The organism is Okeania sp., assembly GCF_035285525.1.
Lineage (GTDB): Bacteria > Cyanobacteriota > Cyanobacteriia > Cyanobacteriales > Microcoleaceae > Trichodesmium.
Genome location: NZ_JAYKGW010000230.1, coordinates 1 through 26,202, shown reverse-complemented (window position 1 = coordinate 26,202; position 26,202 = coordinate 1). Strand labels below are relative to the sequence as shown.

18 protein-coding genes and 1 riboswitch are annotated in these 26,202 nt (G+C 33.8%); of the genes, 7 read left to right on the top strand and 11 right to left on the bottom strand.

Going from position 1 to position 26,202, the window contains the following annotated elements; translation table 11 throughout:
* Nucleotides 1–131: 131 nt before the first annotated feature.
* On the bottom strand, nt 132–530 hold the full coding sequence (locus VKJ25_RS21755) for a DUF1636 domain-containing protein (protein ID WP_324238741.1): 399 nt from the start codon (nt 528–530) through the stop codon (nt 132–134).
* Between the two features lie 578 nt (nt 531–1,108).
* A complete protein-coding gene (locus tag VKJ25_RS21750) occupies nt 1,109–1,789 on the bottom strand; it encodes a HupE/UreJ family protein (protein WP_324238740.1) in 681 nt (226 codons plus the stop codon).
* 28 nt (nt 1,790–1,817) lie between these two features.
* Nucleotides 1,818–1,993: riboswitch (cobalamin riboswitch) on the bottom strand.
* A 258-nt stretch (nt 1,994–2,251) separates the two neighbouring features.
* Between VKJ25_RS21750 and clpX the strand changes: the two genes are divergently transcribed.
* Nucleotides 2,252–3,613, top strand: a complete 1,362-nt coding sequence (gene clpX / locus VKJ25_RS21745) for an ATP-dependent protease ATP-binding subunit ClpX (protein WP_324238739.1) — start codon at nt 2,252–2,254, stop codon at nt 3,611–3,613.
* 253 nt (nt 3,614–3,866) lie between these two features.
* Here the strand turns inward: clpX and VKJ25_RS21740 are convergent, their stop codons facing one another.
* Together VKJ25_RS21740 and VKJ25_RS21735 are read right to left on the bottom strand one after the other, a co-directional pair.
* Nucleotides 3,867–5,003 (bottom strand): helix-turn-helix domain-containing protein, encoded by a 1,137-nt coding sequence (locus VKJ25_RS21740; protein WP_324238738.1) that lies wholly within the window; start codon nt 5,001–5,003, stop codon nt 3,867–3,869.
* A gap of 937 nt (nt 5,004–5,940) precedes the next feature.
* Complete coding sequence (locus tag VKJ25_RS21735; protein WP_324238737.1) at nt 5,941–6,240, bottom strand: hypothetical protein; 300 nt, start codon at nt 6,238–6,240, stop codon at nt 5,941–5,943.
* A 456-nt stretch (nt 6,241–6,696) separates the two neighbouring features.
* On the opposite strand from VKJ25_RS21735, the gene VKJ25_RS21730 reads away from it, so the two are divergent.
* Nucleotides 6,697–7,848 (top strand): iron-containing alcohol dehydrogenase family protein, encoded by a 1,152-nt coding sequence (locus tag VKJ25_RS21730; protein ID WP_324238736.1) that lies wholly within the window; start codon nt 6,697–6,699, stop codon nt 7,846–7,848.
* Nucleotides 7,849–8,417: 569 nt separating this feature from the next.
* Entirely contained in the window at nt 8,418–9,596 is a 1,179-nt protein-coding gene (locus tag VKJ25_RS21725) for an aspartate aminotransferase (protein ID WP_324238735.1), read from the top strand.
* A gap of 100 nt (nt 9,597–9,696) precedes the next feature.
* On the opposite strand, the gene proB is transcribed toward VKJ25_RS21725, so the two are convergent.
* Nucleotides 9,697–10,809: a glutamate 5-kinase gene (gene proB / locus VKJ25_RS21720; protein WP_324238734.1), complete on the bottom strand. Its 1,113-nt coding sequence runs from the start codon at nt 10,807–10,809 to the stop codon at nt 9,697–9,699.
* Nucleotides 10,810–11,259: 450 nt separating this feature from the next.
* Here proB and VKJ25_RS21715 point away from each other — a divergent pair, with 450 nt between their 5' ends.
* Nucleotides 11,260–12,330 carry a Gfo/Idh/MocA family oxidoreductase gene (locus tag VKJ25_RS21715; protein WP_324238733.1) on the top strand — a complete coding sequence of 357 codons (1,071 nt, stop codon included), beginning with the start codon at nt 11,260–11,262 and terminating at the stop codon, nt 12,328–12,330.
* 509 nt (nt 12,331–12,839) lie between these two features.
* On the opposite strand, the gene VKJ25_RS21710 is transcribed toward VKJ25_RS21715, so the two are convergent.
* The 5 genes from VKJ25_RS21710 to VKJ25_RS21690 all read right to left on the bottom strand — a co-directional run bounded on the left by VKJ25_RS21710 (nt 12,840) and on the right by VKJ25_RS21690 (nt 18,138).
* Complete coding sequence (locus VKJ25_RS21710) at nt 12,840–13,193, bottom strand: phenylpyruvate tautomerase MIF-related protein (protein WP_324238732.1); 354 nt, start codon at nt 13,191–13,193, stop codon at nt 12,840–12,842.
* A 435-nt stretch (nt 13,194–13,628) separates the two neighbouring features.
* A complete protein-coding gene (locus VKJ25_RS21705; protein ID WP_324238731.1) occupies nt 13,629–14,108 on the bottom strand; it encodes a flavin reductase family protein in 480 nt (159 codons plus the stop codon).
* 1,104 nt (nt 14,109–15,212) lie between these two features.
* A complete protein-coding gene (gene hetR / locus VKJ25_RS21700) occupies nt 15,213–16,115 on the bottom strand; it encodes a heterocyst differentiation master regulator HetR (protein WP_324238730.1) in 903 nt (300 codons plus the stop codon).
* A 937-nt stretch (nt 16,116–17,052) separates the two neighbouring features.
* Nucleotides 17,053–17,304, bottom strand: a complete 252-nt coding sequence (locus tag VKJ25_RS21695) for a hypothetical protein (protein ID WP_324238729.1) — start codon at nt 17,302–17,304, stop codon at nt 17,053–17,055.
* A gap of 588 nt (nt 17,305–17,892) precedes the next feature.
* Nucleotides 17,893–18,138, bottom strand: a complete 246-nt coding sequence (locus VKJ25_RS21690) for a hypothetical protein (protein ID WP_324238728.1) — start codon at nt 18,136–18,138, stop codon at nt 17,893–17,895.
* A 1,342-nt stretch (nt 18,139–19,480) separates the two neighbouring features.
* On the opposite strand from VKJ25_RS21690, the gene cysC reads away from it, so the two are divergent.
* On the top strand, nt 19,481–20,005 hold the full coding sequence (gene cysC / locus VKJ25_RS21685) for an adenylyl-sulfate kinase (RefSeq protein WP_324238727.1): 525 nt from the start codon (nt 19,481–19,483) through the stop codon (nt 20,003–20,005).
* Between the two features lie 543 nt (nt 20,006–20,548).
* A complete protein-coding gene (locus VKJ25_RS21680) occupies nt 20,549–22,234 on the top strand; it encodes a polysaccharide biosynthesis/export family protein (protein ID WP_324238726.1) in 1,686 nt (561 codons plus the stop codon).
* A gap of 915 nt (nt 22,235–23,149) precedes the next feature.
* Here the strand turns inward: VKJ25_RS21680 and VKJ25_RS21675 are convergent.
* Complete coding sequence (locus VKJ25_RS21675) at nt 23,150–23,293, bottom strand: hypothetical protein (RefSeq protein WP_324238725.1); 144 nt, start codon at nt 23,291–23,293, stop codon at nt 23,150–23,152.
* Between the two features lie 788 nt (nt 23,294–24,081).
* Here VKJ25_RS21675 and VKJ25_RS21670 point away from each other — a divergent pair.
* Nucleotides 24,082–26,202 (top strand): GumC family protein (locus tag VKJ25_RS21670; protein ID WP_324238724.1); only part of this gene is annotated, 2,121 nt, incomplete at its 3' end.

Genomic DNA, 26,202 nt, shown 5'->3' with positions numbered 1-26,202 from the left:
TTATACCGAAAATTTTTGGTAATTACGGCTCTTCTTTTAAAAAGATAAACAAGAAAATTCCGTATTTTAAACCTTCTTATTCAAGAGGTACTGATAACTGTTAACTGATAACTGATAACTGAAATAACTCCCTATTTAAAACTTAAGGGTGGAACTCTTGCCAAAACACCTTTTTTGAGTTTTTCAGGACGTTCTGACCAAGACAATAAACCATCAGGTTTAGAATAATAAAGACTTGCACATTCTAATACTGCTTCTGAAATTTCGGACAAAGTTTCAGTTTGATGAGAAATATCTCCAAATACATAAGTATGTTTACCAGGAGCAACAAAAGAAACAGCACAAAAGTGACTACAAGCACTCATACATTCCACTGGTTCGATAGAAAAACTATTGCTTAATTGCCAATTTTTATGGTTTTGGGAAAGTTGTTCTAGGAGTTTTTCTCCTCCACTAATACCTTGTCTTTTTCCATTTTGCCAAACACTGGCGCAAGTAGTACAAACAAATAGAATATGTGGCGTTGACATGTGATTTTTTTTGATAATATTTAGGAATAAACACTAAAATTTCTAATAGTTAGTATTAGGTCATGGAAATAGATTTTTCTTAAATCATTAAATGTTTTGCATTTGCTAAAAAATTTACCTAATTAATTTGAAGCAAGGGTATTTCATTTTAGGGAACACTTAACTGGAAACAGGGAACCCAGAAACCCAATTTCTCAAAGAAACCGGGTTTCTTCTTTGGTGAGGTACACCAGGGCGAGCCAGATGCACGGTTCCCGAAAAATTGCACTGGCAAGATTTAACTATCTGTACTTCATATACTTGGAATATGCTGTAATTTCTGACTTTTTGTTTATTAACAAAAATATGAATTTTTAAATAAAAATTATATCAATCAATCTTTAAAAAACAGTCAAATATTAACTTGAGCATCCTAGACTGAAACAGCTAATTTTGTCTGTTATATTTTGGGGCGACTTTATTTCATCTGATAGTTAAATTCGTGAATTTAAAAAAACAAACCCGCCCCCAAACTTTGCCAAATTTTATAATTTTCAGACCAATAACTGATTGCTGATTCCTGACACCTAAATGCTTACTTAGCCAAATATAGCACTCGTGAAAAATACAACTCCAATACCACTTATCGCCAAACCTAAAAAACGAATTAAATTCAAGAATTGATTTTCCCAATTATTACTAACTAATTCAGTCAACTTCATTGCTAATAATGCTATAAAAAATTGAATAGCCGTAAACCCTAATAAATATGCCAATAATGGAGTCATTTCTGCACCAAGAATTGCTTCTCCATAAGCATAACCATGAAATATACCAGCAATACCAGCAAAAACAATTAGTAATAAATTATTCAACCTTTGTTTAAAAGCTAAAATTACCCCAAAAACAACTACGGAAAAAGCGATCGCTAATTCTGTTAAAGGCAAATCAATACTGAGAAGATGAATACCTGTTCCTAGCATTCCTGTAGCGAGAAAAGATGCTAGTATTGATAAACCATTAGGGATTGTTGTTCCTACTAATCCCACTGCCAAGACAAAAGCCAAATGGTCAATGCCAATTATAGGATGTCCCATACCCGAAAGTAAACCTTCCCCAAAATTAGATGGTATTTTACCCCCCATTGGATGGTGAGCAATGGCCGATTCTATAGTGCTAAAGAAAATTAAACTTGCAAAGGCAAATATTAAAATACCCCTGACTGTCTTAAACTGATTTCCCACTCTAACTTTTGTATACTTGCTATATTTGTTTATCATCCGTACCTCGCAGATGTGTTATCATAATACCTTTTTTCTCATATTGGTGGGCATTCTGGCTTGAATAAATTTTAGATTTTTAATTTTTCAAAGATCAAATCTAAAGTTATCTCACAGTTGCGGGACAGCGTTGGGCTTGCACCAAACTTTCCCCCTTACTTCTAACGACTGATCCTCGCTAGAACCAACACAGGATATTCATATTATCACAGTGTTGCTTATTTTAATTCACATCAATCTTTAATATTTAGAAAAATTTCAACATTTTATTCTGAAATAGATGAAATAGAATAAAGTATTCCCTGTTAAATAGCATATAATTTAAGGTATAAACAAAAATTTGAAAATTGAACTTCAAAGGTAGCTCAAATAAGAAATCGACCCCAATCACTAACCTTAAGAATCACACAACTTAATCCCTTCACAAAGTAAATATCACCATTACCAAGGAAAAAAACATATATGTCCAGATACGATTCCCACCTGAAATGCTCATTTTGTGGCAAGTCACAAGATCAAGTCCGCAAATTAATAGCAGGTCCAGGGGTTTATATTTGCAATGAATGTGTAGAACTTTGTAACGAAATATTAGAAGAAGAATTATTTCAATATAGTAAAAATACTAATTCCCCTGCTTTAGTAGAAAAACCATCAGAAAATCATAGACATTTAGGTAAGAAAAAGATTCCTCTAGAAGAAGTTCCCAAACCTAGAGAAATAAAGCAGTATTTAGATGCTCATGTAATCGGACAAAACCAGGCGAAGAAAGTCCTTTCAGTTGCAGTATATAATCACTATAAACGTTTGAGTTCTCAAACAAAAAATAATTCCGAGAATAATTGTGACTCTGACGTGGAATTACAAAAATCTAACATTCTCTTGATGGGTCCAACAGGTTGTGGTAAGACTTTATTGGCTCAAACTTTAGCAGAGCTACTAGATGTACCATTTGCAGTAGCGGATGCAACAACTCTGACTGAAGCTGGTTATGTAGGGGATGATGTCGAAAATATTTTATTAAGGTTATTGCAAGTAGCAGATTTGGACATAGAATCTGCCCAAAAAGGAATTATATATATAGATGAAATTGATAAAGTTTCTCGTAAAAGTGAAAATACTTCTATCACACGAGATGTATCTGGAGAAGGTGTACAACAAGCTTTATTAAAAATATTGGAGGGAACAGTAGTAAATGTTCCCCCCCAAGGTGGACGCAAACATCCTTATCAAGATTTTATTCAGCTCGATACTAGCTCTATTTTGTTTATTTGTGGTGGTGCTTTTGTGGGCCTGGAGAAAATTGTGGAACAACGACAGGGCAAAAAATCTTTGGGTTTTATTCAGACAGAAGAAGTTAATCAAAATAGTATAAGTTTATCATCAAAAGAAAAACGGAATATTAATGTACTGAAAAATGTTGAACCAGATGATTTAGTAAAATTTGGTTTAATTCCAGAGTTTATTGGACGAATGCCAGTTTTAACAGTTATTGACCCATTAGATGAAACTGCATTAATGAAAATATTAACTGAACCACAGAATGCTTTGGTTAAGCAATATCAAAAATTATTAAAGATGGATAATGTTAAGCTGGAATTTGAAAAAGAAGCTCTAACAGCGATCGCTAAAGAAGCACATAGACGTAAAACTGGAGCTAGAGCATTACGAGGAATTTTAGAAGAGTTAATGTTAGATATTATGTATGAATTACCATCCCGTGAAGATGTTACTTACTGCACTATTACTAAAGAAATGGTAGAAAAACGTTCTACTGCTGAGTTATTATGGCATCCTACATGGCATAAACAACATGAGTCTGCTTAGACATTTTTTCAACGATTGAGGAAAAGATAAGGTTTTAAGATTCCCCTTTTCAACCTATAAATGATAACTTAAAAAGTAACGAAAATCAATATTAGCCAGGAATTAAAATCCCTGGCTCAAAGCTCAAGTCCTTTGGACTTCAGTTTTGAGCTGTGAAATATATTTCACAGCGGTTTATTTCAGCTTAGGGTACTGATAATTTTTCCCTGTTCCCTGTTCCCTGTTCCCTGTTCCCTGTTCCCTAAAAAATTTGTTAACTGATAACTGTAAAAGTTTCTGGTGGAGCTATATCTGAACCAACAACTAAACTACCTCTAGTCGATTTTAATCCTGGTGTCTGAGTAGTTTCTGAATGTTTTTGTGACTTCACAAATGAATCTGGTGGTTCTAGAGTATCTGGAACCATATTTACTCCAGAACTTGGTTGTTGGGACATCCAACTTAGTCCACTTACTGTTCCAGCTATTAAAGCTGCATAACCTACATATAGGTAAGCTGGATGTAGATGAAATCCAAATTCTTGATCAGACTCAGACCAAGATGGGATTAAACCTTTAAGTGAATTAGAACTAGGCAAAGCTGCTGCTAAAGTTATACCATCAAACCCTAAAGCATTACCAAGACGAAAAATAAATCCCCGAAGATATACATCTTCTGGTAGTCTTTCTGTTTCACCTCTCTCTATTGCTTCTACATAATGAAGTGGTACGAAAGTTTGTTTATGAACTTGTTGCATAGATAAACAACGCATTTTTCGTGCATTTTGTAGTTTTTTACCTAGTTCCTGTAAGTATATTTTTCTTTCTTGAAGTTTTAAAGCTGCTTCCTCTGCTTTAGTTGGCTTTTTATTCCATTTGAATAGACTATTTTTTAGTGAAAATTTTTCAGACTTATTATGATTATTTTCTGATAAATTAGTATCTATATCATCAGAGTTTATAGCTAAAACAATTGGTTCAGTTGGAGCTTCTGCTTCGATAGCAATGTTTAAGTTTGTACTCATTTTTTCTGCAACTTGATTTTGATTTTGAGGGATTAACTTTTCCTGATATTTGTTTTGAGAAAGAGGATTTTTTTTCAGCTCATTCATTTTATTAGACTGAACAGAAAGTAGGTCTGTTGAAGACTCTTTTTTGTCTGGTATTAATGTTCCAGTTAAGTTTTTGAGCTTGAATCTGATAGTTTCATATCCTAATGTTTTGATTTGAGCTTCAGTTTCAGATACTCCTTTTTCTAGGGTAGTTTTGAAGTTTTTCAACATCAAACTATAGACTGGGTTAGTTTGAATTTCAGTTTCGATATTAGTAGGTAGCGATCGCCAACTATCTCGATCTATTTCTATAGGAATAGAATCAGAAAAACTATGGCTATATTTAAGTTTTAATTCCATGATTATGGTTTTAATTTTATTTATAAGTAAGCAGTCAGCATTCAGTTTTATTGCCTTTATTTGAAAACTAAAGCTGGTTTTTATTGTGCTTTAATTTATGACTTGAAAATCTGTTATAAATTTAGTAGCAGCAGCTAAAGGAATGTTTATAGTTATTCTGAATAAGAATGAAACATTTTTTTAGCTGAAACCTTTTAAGAGTAAGAAATTATTGTCTCAGTCTAAACCAGAATGACTATAATTAATTTGTTTTTTTAGCTGAGAGCTGACCGCTAATAGCTGTTTGTTTACATTTATACTTACAGCAAATTTCAAGTATATTAAGTACAATTATTAATTACAAAATTTTTGTAGTGCAGATATCTTAACTGCGATAATTGTACCTCACAAATATGAAATTCTGTAATAGATGTAAAAGATATAATCTAAGTAATTTATTCTGTAAGTTAATATTGATTCCGGATGAATAACTCTGAATATTTACAGTGAATTAATTCCGGATGAATAACTTTGAAGATTGATAAATGTCTATGCAAAATTAATTACACATTCTACTGACTATCTATTGCTTATTATCTCTCTTTAAATTTTGCACAACTATCTTAGTGGGTTAAAAAGCATTTCAAATACTTCTTAGCAACTCAGAAGTTAGATAGGGGAGTTTTGGATTAGCAAGGTATAAATTTTCGGTTGCTCAAGTTGAGAAAATGAGCATATTAGACAGAATATATTGTTAGGAAAATCAAAATATAAAACATTTGACTAGCTGCTCTCTAATTCTTTATTTATTCAGATTCCTAACTACTTTCTACTGAACTAAAAAGACTTTTTCAGAAATATACAGTAGATTATACAAAGAAAAAACCCGATTTCTCAAAGAAACCGGGTTTCTGGATTCCTTCTTCCCTACTCCCTACTCCCTAATCAAATTATTTTTTTATCTGCCAACATTACGTTGTAAAGCAGTTATTCTCTGAGAATTAGCAAATACTCCTTCCCCTTGCATTTGATTTATAGGTGGTATGATTTCAATTTTCATAACTTTCTCAGTACAAATACAAACTGTTTGATCTATTAAATGAAAAGTAATCCAAGGCTGTTTAAGTAATTGTTGTAATTGTGCTTGAAATTGTTGTGCATTAATTGGCAAACTAAAGGTTTCTTTGTGACCATCTATATAATAAAATGTTAATTCTGTACTGCTTTCTTGGGCATATTGAGCGAATGAACCTTTCATTGTTTTTCCTCCTATAATTTGATTTATTAATAATTTTGTAAGCATTCATTCCTCAGCAATCACCTATTGCTTTTAGTGAGCAATAAAAGCTTTATTATTCATAAATTTTTCTGACTAAAAAAGCCTTTTTTAAAGTCTATATTCCTTTAAATCTCCTCTTCAAGGTTGATATTTTGCTGTTAACGCAGTTCCTCCCCAGAGGGCTAACTCATAGTTAAGAGCTGAATGCCTACATAATTTTTTATTGCTTACTTGTGCAAAGATTAATGATTTTTTAGAATAAACTTTAGCTCTGGAAAAAAATATTAAAACTTTTCTAGAAAACTTGACAAAAATAATGGAGAAAGATTATTGTTGGGTTGAGGAACGAAACCCAACCTACATCTGACTCTCCTCCTGACTTTTCCATATTGAGCTATACTCTATAAAATTGACTTAAACTTAGCATTAGTTGCCATGATTGAATCTAGCAATATTTCCCAAACAACTACCACTTTATTATCCCTAAACATAGCTCCAGCTCAAGTTATTCGCGGAAAAAATGCTTTAGCTCAACTAGGAGAGGCGATCGCCCGTCTTGGCAATAATCCCCTCATAGTTGGAGGCGATCGCTCCCTAAGTATCATCCAACCTTACCTACAAAGCTATAACTTAAAATTTACCCAAACTAACTATGGTTCCGACTGTAGTGAAGGTAGCTTGGCCAACCTCCGCCAAACCGTTGCTACCCAGAAAGCAGACCTCATAATTGGTATTGGTGGTGGTAAAGCTCTCGATACAGCCAAACTTCTAGCTCACCAATGTCATTTACCCATAATTACTATTCCTACCTCCGCAGCTACCTGTGCAGCTTGGACAGCATTATCAAATATTTACTCAGACCAAGGCGCTTTCTTATATGATGTAAGTCTAACTAGATGTCCAGATTTACTAATTCTAGATTATGACATAATTAAAACCGCTCCTTCTAGGACCTTAATAGCTGGCATTGGAGATGCGATCGCCAAATGGTATGAAGCTTCAGTCAGCAGTGGCCATTCAGAACAAACCATGATTATTGCTGCTGTCCAACAAGCTAGAGTTTTAAGAGATATCCTTTTTCAAAAATCAACTGCTGCACTACAAGAACCAGGAGGAGAAACTTGGCAAGAAGTTGTAGATGCAGCAGTATTATTAGCTGGTGTAATCGGAGGTATTGGGGGTGCGCAATGTCGGACTGTAGCTGCCCATGCTATTCATAATGGCCTAACTCATTTGTCTACCAGTCATAGCCAACTACATGGAGAAAAAGTTGCTTATGGTATATTAGTTCAACTAAGGTTAGAAGAAATGGTACAAGGGAATCAATTAGCTATTGCTGCCAGACAACAACTATTAAAATTTTACCAAGAAATTGGTTTACCGAAAAGCTTAGGTGACCTAGGGTTGACAGAAATCAGTTTATCTGAATTATGGCAGGTTGCGGAAATTGCTTGTAGTCCAAATTCTGACATTCATCGACTACCATTTAAAGTAGTTCCAGAGCAATTAGTAGCAGCAATGGTTTCCACAACAGTCTCATTCGAGGTAGAGAAACAAAATTTGGGAATGAATTTAGATATTAAGTGAAACATAGAAAATTATTATATGGCAGTTCCCATACTGGTGAGGTTTAACAAATTCAGAAGTTCCTACGGAATGCTCCGCAAACAGAAGTTATTTTTGTAACGGGGATTTGAGCAAGGTTCCCAAAACGTTTCGCCCATCAAGACGGTGTGGCGCGACCTAATTAGAGTTGGCTGAAAAAGCCTGAAAGTATAAAATATAAAACTTTTAGGACTTTTAGGCCGATAAAGGGAACAAAAAGACTGAAAGATAAGTCTAAATCACGATATTAATAAACGCTATAGTTTTTCCCTGTTCTGTTGGCCTAGCTTATTTTTAAGCATGAAGAGGAGGCTTCCATATAACTCCTAAAATTTAAAATATCTACTTTCAAGTTAAAAAAAGTAATATAAAATTCATTATTTTTCTTGAAAAAGTTTGATATATTTAGGACTTACGCACCAAACCGGGTTTATGAACAAAATTTCGTGGTTTTAGTAACAAGATAACGGTAATAAACCCGCTTTCTTGGTTGCTCCCGTGTAAGTCCTGATATTCTTTATTTCTTGTAAAAAATATTTGTCAAATAATATATGTATTCGATTAAGCCAGCAGACAGGATAGACGCATTACCACCTTACGTTTTTGCCCGCCTAGATGAACTAAAAGCTCGTACCCGCGAACAAGGACTAGATTTAATAGATCTGGGAATGGGAAACCCCGATGGACCTACTCCTCAACCCGTTGTCGAAGCTGCCATTAAAGCTTTACAAGATACAACTAATCATGGTTATCCGCCTTTTGAGGGTACTTCTATTTTCCGTAAAGCAATTACTGATTGGTATTTTCGTCGTTATAATGTAAAGCTTGACCCTAATGGAGAAGCTTTGCCACTTTTGGGTTCTAAAGAGGGTTTAGGTCATTTAGCTTTAGCATACATAAATCCAGGAGATTTAGTTTTATCACCTAATCCTGCCTATCCTGCACATTTTCGTGGCCCTTTAATTGCAGGTGGTAAAATTCATAGTATTGTCCTAAAGCCAGAAAATGATTGGATTATTGATTTAGGGGATATTCCCGATAGTGTCGCAGAACAGGCAAAAATTTTCTTTTTTAATTATCCTAGTAACCCCACTGGTGCTACTGCTCCACGAGAATTTTTTGAGGATATTGTGGCTTTTGCGAAAAAGTATGATATCCTACTGGTTCACGACTTATGTTATGCTGAATTAGCTTTTGATGGTTATCAACCTACCAGTTTATTAGAGATTCCTGGAGGAAAAGATATTGGTGTAGAATTTCACACTATGTCGAAAACTTATAATATGGCTGGTTGGCGAATAGGTTTTGTAGTTGGCAACTATCATGTAATTCAAGGGTTAAGGACTTTAAAAACTAATTTGGATTATGGTGTATTTAGTGCTTTACAGTCAGCAGCTAAGACTGCTTTAGAGTTACCAGATGAATATTTACATCAGGTTCAAGAACGTTATAGTCAACGTCGAGATTTTCTCATTCAAGGTTTAGGAAAATTAGGTTGGAATGTCAAGAAAACCCTAGCAACTATGTATTTATGGGTTCCTTGTCCCCCAGGTTTAGGTTCTACTGATTTTGCTTTATCTGTTTTACAAAAAACTGGAGTAGTGGTGACTCCTGGAAATGCTTTTGGTACTGCGGGTGAGGGTTATGTGAGAATTAGTTTAATTGCTGAGTGTGAACGTTTGGGTGAAGCATTAAGGCGGTTGGAACAAGCAGGTATTCGTTATAAGTAGGGAATAGGGAATAGGGAATAGTTTAGACATTCTGCTACGGCCAAATTTTCCGATCCTAAAAAAGGCTAAAATCTTTATCTGTCAATGCTTTAAGATTTCATCAGCCTGCTGTAATTAAAAGATTATCTCTATGTACAACTGTTTCAGACCCTACATAGCCTAAAATTTCAGGTATATCTTCTGAGCGACAACCCAGAATTTTTTGCAATTCAACGTTGCTATAATTTACAAGTCCCCTACCTATTTCCTCACCTTTTTCATTACATAGTTGTACAGCATCTGATGAATTAAATTCCCCCTCTACTTGAATAATACCAGCAGCTAATAGAGATTTACCAAGCTCAGAAATTGCCCTAACTGCACCTTGGTCCAGATAAAGTTGGCCTATCGGAACTAAAACATTAGCAATCCAATGTTTGCGGGCGTTTATTTGTCGTGGTTGAGGTTCAAACTGAGTACCAATAGATTCTCCATTAAGAATTTTTAGTATATTAGAAGGAATTTTACCATTAGTAATTACAGTTCTAACTCCAGCAGCAGTAGCAATTTTGGCAGCTTCAATTTTGGTAATCATTCCACCTGTTCCTCTGCCACTAACAGACTTTCCAGTTTGAACTTGAAGTTCTTCAAGTTGTTCCATTCGCTTTATTAAAGCAATAGGTACAGCATCTGGATTACTTCTCGGATCGGCTGAGTATAGTCTATCAACATCAGTTAAGATAAACAACCAATCAGCCTCTACCAAACTAGCAACTAAAGCTGAGAGATTATCATTGTCCCCAAACTTTAGCTCTTCAACAGCAGTAGTATCATTTTCATTAACTATAGGAACTACTCCCAGTTGGAAAAGTTGTTGAAATGTGTTATAGGCATTGACATAACTACTACGTCGTGATAGGTCGCTTCTGGTTAGCAAAATTTGAGCAATTGTCTGTTGCAAAGATGAAAATAAGTCATCGTAAACTCGCATCAGTCGTCCTTGACCTACTGCTGCTACTGCTTGCTTCATGGAAATATTTTTAGGCTTTTCAGTTAGTCCTAGCATATCACGACCTACACCAACAGCTCCAGACGAAACTAAAACGACTCTATTTCCTTGGCGAGTTAAGTTAGTAATAGTTTCAATTAAGCTAGAAATTGTGGATAAGGCTAAATTTCCGGTTTCTGAATTAGTTAGACTAGAAGTACCTATTTTAATTACTATTGTATTCATAACCAATAGATAATGGATAATTAGGGTTTGCGCTTTTTTAGTATTTTAGTAGCAGGGAGAAGCCAGAATCGAGAATCCAGAATCCTTATGGGAATAGGAATTACAGAATGAGGTACTCAGAAGAATTATAATTATCCTTTGATTTTAGGCTAATTATGGCAGAAAACCCTAGACTTTTTAGCTTGAGAGACTTAAAAGCTGGTACTTTTGACCTACCTAAAAATGCTAAAAGGTTTATCTGTCAAGGCTTTCATCAATAATTCAGCCAGCCCTAATTAATAATTAATCGCTACACGCACCATTCCCTACTGTCTACTCCCTACCAAAAGAGCAACATATAATTTTATAGCACTAGCTCCAGTCAGCAGATTAAGATAAATTGCAAAGAAAAAGATAAACCTATTAATCTAATTAGGTGTGGTGGAGGAGAATCTAGGAGTGCTAGATAAAATGTCAACAATATATCCAAAAAATTTTACCAAAAATAGTCAAGCAAAACTGCTGTGTGTAGGAGTCATTGGGGTTGGTAATATGGGTCAGCACCATACCCGTGTCCTCAGTTTGCTCAAAAATACTAAATTAGTAGGTATAGCAGACATCAACGTTGAAAGGGGACTAGATACTGCCAATAAGTATGGAGTTCGTTTTTTTGAGGACTATCAAGAGCTTTTACCTCATGTTGATGCTGTATGTGTCGCTGTACCTACTCTTCAACATTATGCTGTAGGAATGACCTGTTTAAAAGCAGGAGTCCATGTTTTAATGGAAAAGCCCCTTGCTGCTAGTATTACTGAGGCCGAATTTTTAGTGAATACTGCTGCTGAAACAAATCGAATTTTACAGGTGGGTCATATAGAAAGATTTAATCCTGCTTTTCAAGAACTCAGCAAGGTCCTCAAAACTGAAGAAATATTGGCCTTAGAAGCTCATCGCATGAGTCCTTATTCTCATCGAGCTAATGATGTGTCTGTAGTTTTGGATTTAATGATCCATGATATTGACTTATTATTAGAATTAGTGGCCGCTCCAGTGGTAAAATTGACTGCTAGTGGCAGTAGTGCTTCTAGTTCGGGAAATTTAGATTATGTAACAGCTACTCTTGGTTTTGCTAATGGTATAATAGCTAGTCTAACTGCTAGTAAAGTAACACACAAAAAGCTTCGTTCTATAGTTGCCCACTGTAAAAATTCTCTAACAGAAGCAGATTTTCTGAATAATGAAATTCTGATTCATCGGCAAACAACAGCAGATTATGTTACAGATTATGGTCAAGTGCTTTATCGTCAGGACGGCTTAATTGAAAAGGTTTATACTAGCAATATTGAGCCTCTTCATGCAGAATTAGAACATTTTATTCATTGTGTAGGAGGAGGAAATAAACCTTCAATTGGAGGAGAACAAGCTTTAAAAGCATTAAGGTTAGGTAGTTTAATTGAGAAAATAGCTCTTGATGGTTTGGCTGATCATCCAGTAGATTCAGAATTTAATTTATTGGATAATTCTATATTGAAAGTAGGATGAAATATTTTGATAATTCTACTAGGAATTTTTGAATAGAACTATTATTTTTGCTGATTTTTTTTGTAAGCATTTAGCTAATAGTTATTAGCGATAGCAATATGAACAGGACTAAAGCCATGAACGCTATTAGTAGGGTGTGTTTCGCTACGCGACATGAAAAGCGCACTTCGTCACGCACCGACACACTATATATAGTACCTTTGCGTTAGTCCTGATCAAATGATTTGCGAGAAAAAACTGTAGGGGTTTGGTCTCCAAACCCAAGTACCAGGGATTTGGAAACCAAACCCCTACAATAAAATCTGACAACTTATTTAGGATTGCTATAAATGCTTACATTTTGTTATAAATCAAGAGGGTTTTCTTAAGACTAAAATTCATAAGCTATGGAGCTAAACTATTAGAGTAGCTCTTGATATTACAGCACTTCCCAAAAAGTCTTGAACTGAACTGTATTTTTCTATAGATTCATCTGCTTTCCTTCTTCCGTCTCTCTTCTTCCTTCTTCTTTAGAAAGTAGAACTATTCCAACCCCACATATAACCTTTAGCATCAGAAAATTCTATATAAATTCGATTTTTGGGAACGTCTAGAGTTTGATTAATTTCTTGACAAAAATCTTGGCTCATTGCTTTAGTTTGATTAGGATTCATACTGCCAATATTTTTAATTTCTATATAGCAAACTGGTTCATGACTATTTCCTCCGAAAGTCATGGAAATATCTGATTCAAAAGTTGTCATTACATAAGATTCTGGTTTACTAAAATGCTTTGCTATGCCAGAAGAAAGATTTTTGAGAAGACTATCAATTTTATCTTTTTCTGGTTGAGAAACAGATGTTTTAACTTTAATTAATGGCATAAATAAATTAATAATTAACTACGAAAAAATAAACTATTAAAGAAGGAAAAAGGAAGGTAAACATTCAGGTATTAGCTATTAGATATTCCGTAGGAAATGCTTACGAATGAATTTATAGCAAATTGCTACTATATGAATTAAAGAGGGAAAATTGCTAGTTTGTAGAGGGTTGGGAGACCAAACCCCTACGGGAGAAAATTATACTGATACTGATGGATTTTATATGAAAGTTATATCATCAGAAAAGAGGGAAAATTTCTTGTTTGTAGAGGGTTGGGAGACCAAACCCCTACTACTTGAATTATAGCCATACTGACGGATTTGATATTAGCTAATAAACTTCTCCAAAAACTTCAATTAAAATCAATTATTATTCATAAATTATCAGTTACTCCTCCCCTATTTCCTATTCCTTAAAACTGCTATTGATGGTAATTAACCACCATAATTCCAACCCGTACTTTCTAATAATAAAGGATCTCCCTCACGATGTAAACCTGCTGCAATTACTTTTCCTACATATACAGTATGGTCGCCTTCTTCTACAGCACTAATAACTTGACATTCAACATAGCCAAGAGTATCAGAAATAATAGGGCAACCAGTTTCTCCTAAATAAAATTCTACTTCTTCAAATTTATTTCCCACACGACGTTGAGGTTTAAAAAATTGTTGAGCTAAATCTTTTTGTTCTGCTCCTAAAAAACTTAGAGAAAATACTCCACTAGCCTTAATCATAGCATGGGATTTAGATTCTTTATTTACACAATTAACAATTAGGGGAGGCTGAAAAGATGCTTGCATTACCCAACTAGCTGTAAAGCCATTAACTTCATCACCATCTTTAACGCCACAAATGTATAATCCATGAGGAATTTTACGCAGTATGGTTTTTTTTGCCTGTTCGTCTAACAACGTTTTTACCTACTATAATATTTAAGAATTTGACATTTTTTATTTTAACTAAATAGGGGACATTAGTTGGAAGATAACGAGCAAGTTAACTCTATTTACCAAAAAAAGAGGTATAAAGCCTCCCCTGGTTCGGGGATGAAAAAATTTTAACTCAGTATTTCAAGCCTCCGAGTTTAGTCGGAGGTTCACTGTCTACTGATAACTGATAATTGAAATGACCCCATCATAAAGTTCAGTTATTGTATAGCAATGTGCGCACTTAATATTTACAAATTGCCGGAAGTGTTCAATAGCTAAAAGCCTTATATTATAAGCTATTCATTCTTCCTCCATACCTGTTCCCTGTTGTCTGTTCCCTAAGTGCTGTAACTTATAAGTTTTCATTTAGGTAGACCAAGACCACTGTAGGGACGTTCCATAGAACGTCCCTACAGGGTTTTGCTTATGGTGATGTGGTTCCTCATATTTCGGACTAAGGATCTAAAGTTGAAATGATTAAATTCTTTTAACACAAGCATCTTGCCTGTTAGCTGTTTAGCTCATAAAAACGAGGATTTTGTATCAAATAATACTCAATAATCAAATTTAATTTGATAGACTATGATAATTGAAAACTGCTCAAAATATTTTTTAATAGTAAAAAAAGTTAAGATGCAGCCCTGTTTAGTTATCTCACAATTTAATAGGGGCTTGCTGATTAAATATCAAAGCCTTGACAGATAAAGATTTTAGGATTTTTATGTCGAAAAAAGTTCCTGGTTTTTAGCTGTTGTAGTTTCAAAATGATCAAGTTTTGACGAATTGTCAGAAAATTTGGCCGTAGCAGATCGTCTAAACAGTTAAGTGTTCCCTGTTCTCTGTTCCCTACCTCAGCTAAAAGACTTTTTCAGCCAACCCTAATTGGTTTTTAATGAAACCATAGTTTTCAATCAAGTTTAGTTAAAACCCTAAAGCTTTAGATTAGATTAGTTAAGATTATCAAGTTTATTAAAAACTCTAATAATTACAGATAGTAAATTCTAAAGATTTAAAGCTATGACTGAAAGTTTTAGGGGCTAGAAAAACTTCTAACTCCTAATAAACTAAAGATTGCAAGTAATTAGATTAATCATCCTTAAGGCCAAAGACCATTTGTAGCACCATTTGTTTTCCGCCTTGTTCGTGATAGCGATCAGCCCAATGCCTGATGATTTCATCTAACTCATCTTTAGCTTGCTCATAGCGAGCTGGAGAAATATCAAACTCCTCCAAAATGCGCATTACATTTGTGCTTTTCTGTTCAGCCCAATCTTTCATTAAGCGAAAATATCGAGCTGTATCCTCAACCATAATAAAAGTACGTTCTTCTTGATCCTCTGGAGAATAAGAAGAGCGAGTCAGGGCATAAAAAGGCATTCCCCAAGGAGAATCTATCTTTGTGACTGTACCAGAATAGATCAAACGACGTTTAATATGTTCTGCCAAAGCTTCACTCAGAGGCATCCGACGTTTAGCTGGTAAATCTTCTTGAGAACGTCTATGCAAAAACTCAATTAACTCCATGAACTGAAAAGAATTAATCAATTTAGCATCAGGCATATTTGGTGGAAGTTTACTTTCTATGTATCGTCTTTCATCAATAGAAAGATTGTTATTAGGAAGTCGGGAAAGTCCAGGTATCCAAGGATACTGTTCTAACCATACATAAGGAAACTGAATTAAATAGCGAGGTTCTTGAGAACCCAACATTTTCAGCAACTTACCTTTTGTCAGTGCTTCTTCTACTTCCTGCACAATCACCTTAACCCGTTTAGGTTCGATGTGATGCAGATGCCCAGTCATACGGAGATTCTTATCTTGCTCTATGTAGGTCATGTATATAGCACATTTGGCGGCTGTGGCAGCTGCATCTAAGAAAGCTCCATGACGATGCCCACTCGTCCTCATGGCACTGAACGCTAAATATAACATAATCTGATCCATAGCGCTCTGGCTAAGGCTATTAATCAGATCGGTATCAGTTTTCATTGTAATCCCCAAAATAACAAAAGTAGGAAGGCATTTTATCACCTTCTGTTAACAATTAAAAAGATACTGACTATGATGATATTTCAATGTCAGTAAAGTCAGTCAGCTATAAGTTTAGTTTTACTCTAACCAAGAGCATGAATTACGCAAAATAATATGTTATGCCCTAGCTACAGTGTGAAGCTCATTATAAAACTCTTTGTAGTTAGATATTGATGCGTAAATCTTAAACATAAATATCTTTTTGAGATTTTTTTTACATTTGGTTTGAGAATATGTACACGGATTAACCGTGAGTATAATTTGTTATCTTAGTAGATTTTTGCACCCTGCGTACTTTTGGCTGACAGACATACTTAATGATAGCATAACATAATGGTATAATCCCAAATTTGGAGTATAGAGTGGGTTTATTGCTTCCTAATCCTGGTCTCAAGTTGGATGTAACGAAGTCAGAAGTCAGAAGTTGTTTTTGTGATGAGGATGAGAACAACCATCCAAAAATATTTCGCCGATTAAGACGGGGTGGCGTGACCCAATTATGAAGTCAAAATTCAGAACTCAGAAGTCAGAAGTCAGAAGTCAGAAGTTTTTTGTGTAATGAGGATTAGAACAACGCTCCAAAAATATTACCAAGTTTTGATAGTGGTGAGATATCTTTCTCATTTTCTAAATACTTAATATCATGTCCGGATAATTACTAAGAAAAAAATATTCTCTTCTTTTGTTTTTCATTAATTATTCAACTGGACATGATATATCAAAGATGAAGTTGTCTATTGAAGAGCGAGGCTTTGAAGCAAAATTTGAGGTATTTTTCTAGATCATCATATATGTTTATAAATGGAAGATAGAACCAATATTATCAATTTAAGAGCTGCAAAAACTTTGATAAAAGTTCTACTTCCTCCGGAAATTTCAAGAGTAGTAAATAACTTTAGCGTCCACTACCACGATGAGAAAAAATTTCCTGATTATTTAACCCAAAAGAACAGCTTGTGTTGACAAATTGTGTTCTGTTTCCTTTTTTTGGGGGATAAGTAGCTTCCCCATGACGGGGTTGAGCAGATTCTCTGAAAAATTTTGCAGATGATTCAACTTCATTTCCAGTCATTAAAGCTTGGCTAATAGGAGCATTACCAAGTAATAACAAAAAGGAGAAAATGATGGCTGTATAATAGTTTTTCATAGGTCGTATCCATTTAAGAGCATCTACTCTCTAATACAAAAATTGAGGATCAAATCAGGATACTTATCGAAGAATTATTTATTAGTTCAAAATATGAAGACTGTGTGAAGGATAAGTATAGTGTTAAAATGGATTTATTGGCAAAATAGATGTAAAGCTAAGACTGAAATGTATCTACAAACTAGATTCTCAATCGCAAAAAAATAAATTAAAAGTTTATCTTGATGATTCTTCGGTATTTTCACCATCAAGCAATGAGTTTTTACCACCCTGTCTTAATTTTTTAGAGTGGTTTGGTAAATTTTTCCAATACTTAAAGTTATGTCCGGATAATTACTAATAAAAAAATCATTTTTTATTATATCCTAGCTCTTTTATCGTGATTGATTAAGTATTGACCCGGACATAATATCATAAAGATAAGTTGTCTATTGAAGAGCCAGGATTCAAACCAAAATATCAGGTAATTTTTCACATTATCATCATATTTATGAATGGAAGATAGAACTAATATTATCAACTTAATAACTTGAAAAACTTTGATAAAATTTTTACTTATTCTTCAAAATTAAAAAGTAGTAAATAGCTTTATCGTCCACTACCACGATGAGGGAAAATTTCCTGATCTAATCCAGAATTACAGCTTTTTTCTACAAAATTTCGTCTGTTTCCTCGCGGAGGCTGAGTTGGTCCATAATGACGATTTTGAGCAGATTCTCTGAAAAATGCTGTAGATGATTCAAGTTCATTTTCAGTTATTAAGGCTTGGCTAATAGGAGCATTACCAAGTAATAATAAAAAGGATAAAATGATTGTTGTATAATTGTTTTTCATAGGTTGTATCCATGTAAGAGTATCTACTCTCTGATACAAACTTAAAGAAATAAATCAGGATATTTATTGCATAATTAGTTATTAGTTAAAAATCAGAAAAGGGTGTGGAGGATTAATTTATTGTGATGGCTTTATTTGGGAATCAGAAGTTAAAATAAGGCTGAAATAAAGCTACAGATTAAGTTTGCAACCTAAAAAAAATTAAAATTGGATTGTGATTATAGTCCAGTTTTTTAACTGCCAAGTAATGGATTGTTTTTAATACCCTACATTTAGATTTATAAAATGGTGAAAGACTTTTATTTTTGAAATACTTGATGTGACAGTTATCAAAGTTATCAGATACGGTTTTTTTCTTCTTTTCTATTTTTTGTTCCCTGTCCCCGACTCCCTAAAACCTAATTTTTTTATCTCAAGAGTATGGAAATTACTTGTCCGGATAATTATTGATAAAAAAACTCTTTCTTCACAATTACTTAAAATTATTTTCCCTTCTACTCTAGCTTTTCCTTCGTTATTTATTGTGATGATTATCCGATTTTTTAACCGTCACTTTACTAATTGATAATAGATAACTAGGGTTGGGGATTGTAAGTGTTTTTATTGAGTTAGGGAGTAGACGGTAATTTCAGTTATCAGTTATCAGTAGAGAGTGAACCCCCGACTAAACTCGGAGGCTTGAAATACTGAGATGACTTACGCAAAGGTACTATATATAGAGTTTAAAAACTATTGCGCAATAGTTTTAACCGCTATATCTAGCGTCAATCCGTAATTTTTGACTGAGTGAAAATTTTTTATCCCTTTAAAAGGGGAGGCTTTATACCTCTTTTTTTGGTAATTTTAGTTATCAGCATTTCTGACTTGAAATACTAAAGTTTATTTTTTCTTATACCAATTTGATAAATGTTTTAAGACTTACCCATAGACCATAGACACAGTATTTAGGGTTTGTGCTTCTTCAGTCTTTTTTTAAGAAGTAGAGGAGTAGGGGAGTAGAGGAGTAGGGGAGTAGAGGAGCAGGAAAGTAACTTTTTTTGCCCAACCGTATGCCTAAAATAGTAATTTGAGGAGCATTAAGCACCTCAAAATCAGGTACTTTTTTTCAGACCTGAAAGTGCTAAAATATATGTCCGTAAAGACTTTTAGATTTAATCAGCCAGCCCTATTTAAAACTATAACGATCTAGTTTTTGTCTATGTTTACCTTTGCGTAAGTCCTGAGAAATATAGTTTTTATTATCGACATCCATGTAATGAATGAAAAATTTACTGATATTCTATTAATTCACTGATTAAAGTAAAATAGGGATTCACTGAAAACTCAAACAAATTAAGTTAACATGGAAAAAGGATTTATTCTTTGGTTTACAGGTTTAAGCGGAGCTGGTAAGACAACTATCAGCAAAGTTGTAGCAGAAAAATTAAAGGAAAGAGGTCGAAATGTAGAGATATTAGATGGAGATATCGTCAGAGAAAATCTATCAAAGGGGTTGACTTTTAGTAAGGAAGACCGAGATATAAATGTCCGACGAATTGGATTTGTCGCTCATCTTCTTAGCAGAAATGGAGCAGTGGCGATTACTGCAGCAATTAGTCCTTATAAAGCAATACGAAATGAAATTAGAGCAATGGATGAAAACTTTATAGAGGTTTATATTAATGCACCTTTAGCAGTTTGTGAACAACGTGATGTTAAAGGATTGTATGCTAGGGCTAGGGCTGGAGAAATCAAAAACTTTACTGGTATTGACGATCCTTATGAAGCCCCAGAAAATCCAGAAATTACTTGCTATACAGACAATGAAACTTTAGAGGAAAGCGTAGCTCATATAATTAGTAGTCTAGAAAAATTAGGTTATTTGTAAGCATTTCCTACAGAATGCGCTCGCCATTCAGCCGTCAGCTATTAGCTAGCTTCCTGGGTCGTAACTTCCCAATTCAGCTGTTAATTGTGAATAAGGTAAAATAACCTTTGAAGTTAAGTAAAGAGTAAAAAATTACTGTCGAGTTTCCCTTCCCAAAGCTCAGAAGTAATTAGGGCTTGCTGAAAAAGTCTTTTAGTACCAGGGAGAAGTCAGAATCCAGCAATCCTGCAATCCTTATGGGAATAAGAATTACAGAAGAGGTAGGAGGAAGAATTATCCCTTGATTTACGGTTCCCGAAAAATCGGCTAATTATGGCAGAAAATCCTGGACTTTTTAGCTTTCAAGACTTAAAAGCTGGTACTTTTGACCTACCTAAAAATGCTAAAAAGTTTATCTGTAAAGGCTTTCATCAATAATTCAGCAAACCCTAATTATTTATTACTAATTGCTGATAGCTGACTCTTAATAGCTGAATACTTATAGTTATTTGGCTTAAAAAAATAGGTTATTTGGATTAAAAAAAAATAGAGAGGGAGTGAGAAATGAAGTGGCAAGAATTAAAAAATCAAGCAGATATAATTAGCAAAATATTATATTTATCCAAAATTTTAAGTTATGGAACGATAGTTATATTATGCAGTCACTGGGGATTATCTGATTCTGTAAAAGCTCAATCTCTCTCTCAGAATGAACCAATAAGACCGCAAAACTCGACTTTACCTAAACTAATAGAACCTTGGAGTAACGATGTAGAAGTAACACCACCTCCACCTCCAAAGGATGCAGAAGTAATACCACCTCTCCTGTCTCCACCTCCAGAATTAATATTGCCTTCTGAACCAGAAATACCATCACCACAATCAAAAGAATATACTCTGGGTCCTGGCGATCGCATTCAAATAGATATCTTCAACATACCAGAATATAGTGGAGAAAATGGCCGACATCAGGTACAAATTGATGGTACTCTCAACTTACCATTAATAGGTAATGTCTCTGTGCAGGGAATGAATTTAGATAAGGCTAAAGAGTTAATTCAAGAAAAATACGGTGAATATCTACAAATACCTATAGTTAATCTTAATTTATTAGCAGCACGTTCATTAAAAATAGCGATCGCTGGTGAAGTTCAACATCCTGGTTCTTATACCATTTCTCCAGTAGTTAGTCAAGGAAATGATAGTAAAGGCACTCAACTACCTACGGTTACTAAAGCATTACAGGTTGCGGGTGGAGTCACAACTTCAGCAGACATTAGACAAATTAAAATTCGTCGTTCCCAACTCAACGCTCCAGAACAAATAATTAATATTAATTTATGGGAACTTTTGGAAAATGGTAGCTTAGTCCAAGATATTTCTTTGCGGGATGGGGATACTTTATTTGTTCCTAGTATTACTGAGGTTAATCCTGTAGAGTCAAATCAATTAGCAAGTGCTAATTTTGCTGGTACGAATACTCAACCTTTAAATATTGCAGTAGTAGGAGAAGTAGCACGGCCTGGTCCATATATATTGGAAACAAATATTAACCAAATTCAAGTTTCTAAAACAGAAGAAAATTTAGATTCCACCACAGTAGAAGATAATACTTCACTTCCTGAGAATACTAGATTACATACTGTTACTAAGGCAATTAAGATAGCAGGTGGTATTACTTCCGCAGCGGATATTCGGCAAATTAGGGTACGGCGACTAACTCGTGCTGGTACGGAGCAAACGATGAAAGTAGATCTTTGGCAACTTTTGGAAAGTGGGGATTTAAGCCAAGATATAGTTTTACAATCAGGAGATACAATTTATGTGCCAGTAGCAGATGAAGTTAATTTAGATGAGTTAGCTAAAGTTACTGCCTCAAGTTTTTCTCCAGGGAATCTGAAGGTTAATGTGATTGGGGAAGTGGTTAAACCGGGAACAATTTTTGTAACTCCGAATAGTACGCTGAATCAAGCTTTATTATCAGCGGGAGGTTTTAAACCAGGAAGAGCAAAAACGAAGGAAATAGAATTGATTCGTCTTAATCCTAATGGTACAGTTACTCGGCGAAAAGTCAAGGTAGATTTTTCAGCAAAAGCTAATGAAGAAACTAATCCAACTTTATTAAATAATGATGTAGTTGTAGTTGGGCGTTCTGGTAGGGCAACTTTTACTGATGGTGTAGGAGGTGTGTTAGCTCCTTTCGGTCCTATTAATAGAATTTTAGGGGTATTTTTTGATATTTTTAATTAATTTAGGGAGTAGGGAGCAGTAAGAATAACTCGACAGTGCAAAGTTCTAGGAATAATACCAATTACCATAAACTTTGCTATATTTGGATATTCTATTTCTAAATACTATTTGCTAGTGTAAATGCTTGATATTTGGTAATTTCAGTTATAAAGAAAAGACGTTTTACCAGTTTCCAAGTATAGCAAGACTTTTAAGAATTGGTATAACTATTGCTAGTTAAGGCTTTCAGCTATCTAAAAATTAGAAACTTTCTATTGATAACTGTAGGTGGTGTAAAGTTTTATCAGTAATACTTTCAGCCTTTCAAGCAAATAATTTTTTAGGAAAACTTTGTACTATCGAGCCAGAATAAATTAATAGAAATTATTATTAAAGTGTGTCTACATATTAAGCAGTAAGCTATTTGCAATTGAGTCATTAGAGAATTAATAGTTATTTTGGCAATAACCTATAACCTAACCTTAGTAAGTTATTGCATTTAAAAGCTGATAGCTATTGGGGTAACATTCCGCAGGAAATCCTGAAAATCTAAGATTATTTACACCATAAAAATTTTATAATTTTTATGGTGTGAAAAAGTGTGCTTGTTTGAGATACTGATGGTCAAAAATTCAGAATTTTGGACAATAATTTGGTAAACAAATTGCTCCTTATTAATCCATCAAACTATTCTACTGAAAAAGACTTTTCCCTATTCCCTACTCCCTACTCCCTACTCCCTACTCCCTACTCCCTAGTCTGGTTAGGATATTATCAGGTTTTTTGGCTTGAACTATAGTAATAATATAAATGTTTAGTAATTAATGGTCAGTTCTAAGGTTTGTAGGCATTCAGCAGTCAGCCATCAGCTATCAGCTATTTTTTTTGTTTTAGATGTAAATCTCATCTTTAAGACTATATTTATAAACATTTTTCTTAAAATAAAACTTGATAATGGATAGCTTGAAAAACAGAGTCTTGTTGCTGATAGCTGACAGCTAATAGCTGAATGTTTACTACAGTTTTTAACAAGAAAGATAATTGAAGCCAAATTAATGAAGTGCTTAAAGTTGTTAACATATAATTAAATATAAATATTATTTAATAGACTGCTAAGGTTAAATCTGGAAATTATAAATTTATCTTAGAAGCTAATATCTGAGAGCTGACTGCTATTTGCACAAGATTCCGTAGGAAATGCTTACATATTGTCAGGTTTTTTGGCTTGAACTATAGTAATAATATAAATGTTTAGTAATTAATGGTCAGTTCTAAGGTTTGTAAGCATTCAGCAGTCAGCCATCAGCTATCAGCTATTTTTTTTGTTTTAGATGTAAATCTCATCTTTAAGACTATATTTATAAACATTTTTCTTAAAATAAAACTTGATAATGGATAGCTTAAAAAACAGAGTCTTGTTGCTGATAGCTGACAGCTAATAGCTGAATGTTTACTACGGTTTTTAACAAGAAAGATAATTGAAGCCAAATTAATGAAGTGCTTAAAGTTGTTAACATATAATTAAATATAAATATCATTTAATACACTGCTAAGGTTAAATGATGAACTTTTATAAGCATTCAGCTCTTAGCGTTCAGCTCTCAGCTTTTTTTTTATAAATAAAATGTACTTTGATAAACTCTTAAGATTAGCTGATGAAATTTTACACATACTTTGTAATTCTTGGAAATTTCTAAATTGCTTTTTTCTCCTGGAAAGGTAATAAAGCTGATAGCTGATAGCTGAGTGCTGACTACTTACTTTTTTCTTCTCTAAAAGTTAGCTGATAGCTGACCTCTAAAGTTTTAAAGAATTGCTTTTTTCTATTTGTAAACTGGTAGATCCTTTCCTATTTTTTACTTTTAACTATGAATATAGAACCCGAAAAAACTTCTCAGTTATCTTTATATAATAATCGCAATAAACTGGTCAATTCTTCCCCACTTCCTACTCCCTATTCCCTAACCCATAACAATAATATATATGATGGTGAGTTTCACAATTTTGAAGAGAAATCGTCTCAAAAAGAAAATAAAATTTGGAAGTTAATCTGCCGTCGTTTTTTCTTGATTTTTAGTTTGACAACTGCTACAACAACAGGAGCATATTTCTGGACTTTAAATCAGATTCCTGTGTATCAAGGAGCATTTCAAATATTAGTTGAAGAAGTTATTGTTAAAAGTTCAGCTACTCATCAATTAAGTACAGATGAAAAAATATCATCTTCTCCTATTATTCCTTCCTATTCCGATACGAATGCTGAAGAAGATTGGGAACAACAAGCAGCCAAAATTATTTCTGGTATAGATGAAGATAAAATTATTTCATATCCAGATAAAAATATTCAACAAAATCAAAACACAAGTAATTATCAATTAGATTATCAATCACAAATTGAAGTTTTAAAAAGTCCGCAAGTTATGCAGCCAATAATTGCGGAAATTCAAAAACAGTATCCGGAAGTTAATTATAATTTTTTGTTTAATAAACCTCATAATCAAATTTTAAGTGGGGAAAAACTAAAAGTAAAAAGATTAGATGAAACCAAAATTATCGAAGTTACTTATCAAGATTCAGACAAAAACAAAATCAAGTTTGTATTAGATAAGTTGGCAGCAGCTTATACTAAATATGGTCGTGAAGATAGTCAATCTGATACTGGTAAAAAGCTGAAGCTTGTTAAAGAACAAATTCCTAAATATCAGGAAAGAATCAAACAACTGCGACAGGAATTACAAGAATTACAAAAAGAATATCTGTTTATTAATCCAGAAGTTAAAAGTCAACAAATAGCCACAGAAAGTAATCAAATTCAAACTCAAAAATTAGAGAATCAAATATTACTTGACCAACAGCGAGCGCTTTATAATTTGTTGCAAGGTCAGTTGGGAATTAATCCAGAAGAAGCTTTGATTGCTTCGGCTTTAAGTCAAGCACCAAGATATCAATCATTATTAAATGAATTACAAAAAGTAGAAACAACAATTGCTCTAGAATCATCTCGTTTTAAAGAAAAAGCACCTCAAATGCAAGCTTTATTTAAACAACGAGAAAAATTACTGCCTTTATTAAATCAAGAAGTAGAAAAAGTTGTTGGCAAAGATATAGAAGAAATAAGTAAAAAGGCTTTAGCTTTTCAAGATTCTGTTCGCTTAGAATTAATTCAGAAAATGATATTAGCTGCCAATGAAATAGAGGTGATGGAAGTTAGAGCTAAAGTATTGAATGAAGCTGAGGCTAAATTAAATAAAGATGCAACAAAAATGCCAGAGGTAGTGAGGCGTTATACAGAAATTCAGGAAGGATTAGAAACATCAAGTCAAAGGATTAAAGACCTATTAGAAAGACAAAAAATCTTACAAAGAGAAGTAGCTGAAACCACATTACCTTGGGAATTAATTGCACCACCAGAATTAGTAAAAACTCAAAATGGTGAGTTAGCAATAGTCTCTCCAAAAATGTTATTAAATCTTGCCCTGGGAGGAATAACAGGCTTAGTATTAGGAATATTATTAGCTCAGTTCGGAGAGAGATTTGAACAAGATGTTTTTGAGACTCCAAAAGAAGTTAAAAAATCTATTGGTTTGCCTTTGCTAGGAATTATTCCGATACATGAACAAAGAATGTGGATGAATGATGAATTGAAAGAAAAGAAAAGTTCATCTTTGGTTTTATATCCCTCAGTTTTTCAAGAAGCTTTCCGTACTTTAAATGCTAATATTCGTCTCTTAAATATTGAAAATCCTATTAATTCTTTTGTAGTTAGTTCTGCTTTACCAGGAGATGGTAAATCTACAGTGGCAAGTCATTTAGCTTGCGCTGCTGCTGCTATGGGTCAACGAGTATTATTAATAGATGCTGATTTACGTTGTCCACAAATTCATAATATGATGGGTTTATCAAATGAGCAGGGTTTGAGTAGTGTAATTATTGATGGTACGCCAATAGAAACAGCAGTTCAGCGATCGCCTGTGGATGAAAATTTAGTT

Excerpts from the sequence above, each read along its gene's own strand:
- VKJ25_RS21750 (WP_324238740.1), bottom strand. The coding sequence starts at position 1,789 with ATGATAAACAAATATAGCAAGTATACAAAAGTTAGAGTGGGAAATCAG.
- VKJ25_RS21690 (WP_324238728.1), bottom strand. The coding sequence starts at position 18,138 with ATGAAAAACAATTATACAACAATCATTTTATCCTTTTTATTATTACTT.
- VKJ25_RS21740 (WP_324238738.1), bottom strand. The coding sequence starts at position 5,003 with ATGGAATTAAAACTTAAATATAGCCATAGTTTTTCTGATTCTATTCCT.
- VKJ25_RS21725 (WP_324238735.1), top strand. The coding sequence starts at position 8,418 with ATGTATTCGATTAAGCCAGCAGACAGGATAGACGCATTACCACCTTAC.
- VKJ25_RS21675 (WP_324238725.1), bottom strand. The coding sequence starts at position 23,293 with ATGTTAACAACTTTAAGCACTTCATTAATTTGGCTTCAATTATCTTTC.
- VKJ25_RS21680 (WP_324238726.1), top strand. The coding sequence starts at position 20,549 with ATGAAGTGGCAAGAATTAAAAAATCAAGCAGATATAATTAGCAAAATA.
- VKJ25_RS21710 (WP_324238732.1), bottom strand. The coding sequence starts at position 13,193 with ATGCCATTAATTAAAGTTAAAACATCTGTTTCTCAACCAGAAAAAGAT.
- VKJ25_RS21715 (WP_324238733.1), top strand. The coding sequence starts at position 11,260 with ATGTCAACAATATATCCAAAAAATTTTACCAAAAATAGTCAAGCAAAA.
- VKJ25_RS21755 (WP_324238741.1), bottom strand. The coding sequence starts at position 530 with ATGTCAACGCCACATATTCTATTTGTTTGTACTACTTGCGCCAGTGTT.
- VKJ25_RS21735 (WP_324238737.1), bottom strand. The coding sequence starts at position 6,240 with ATGAAAGGTTCATTCGCTCAATATGCCCAAGAAAGCAGTACAGAATTA.
- hetR (WP_324238730.1), bottom strand. The coding sequence starts at position 16,115 with ATGAAAACTGATACCGATCTGATTAATAGCCTTAGCCAGAGCGCTATG.
- cysC (WP_324238727.1), top strand. The coding sequence starts at position 19,481 with ATGGAAAAAGGATTTATTCTTTGGTTTACAGGTTTAAGCGGAGCTGGT.
- proB (WP_324238734.1), bottom strand. The coding sequence starts at position 10,809 with ATGAATACAATAGTAATTAAAATAGGTACTTCTAGTCTAACTAATTCA.
- VKJ25_RS21695 (WP_324238729.1), bottom strand. The coding sequence starts at position 17,304 with ATGAAAAACTATTATACAGCCATCATTTTCTCCTTTTTGTTATTACTT.
- clpX (WP_324238739.1), top strand. The coding sequence starts at position 2,252 with ATGTCCAGATACGATTCCCACCTGAAATGCTCATTTTGTGGCAAGTCA.
- VKJ25_RS21730 (WP_324238736.1), top strand. The coding sequence starts at position 6,697 with ATGATTGAATCTAGCAATATTTCCCAAACAACTACCACTTTATTATCC.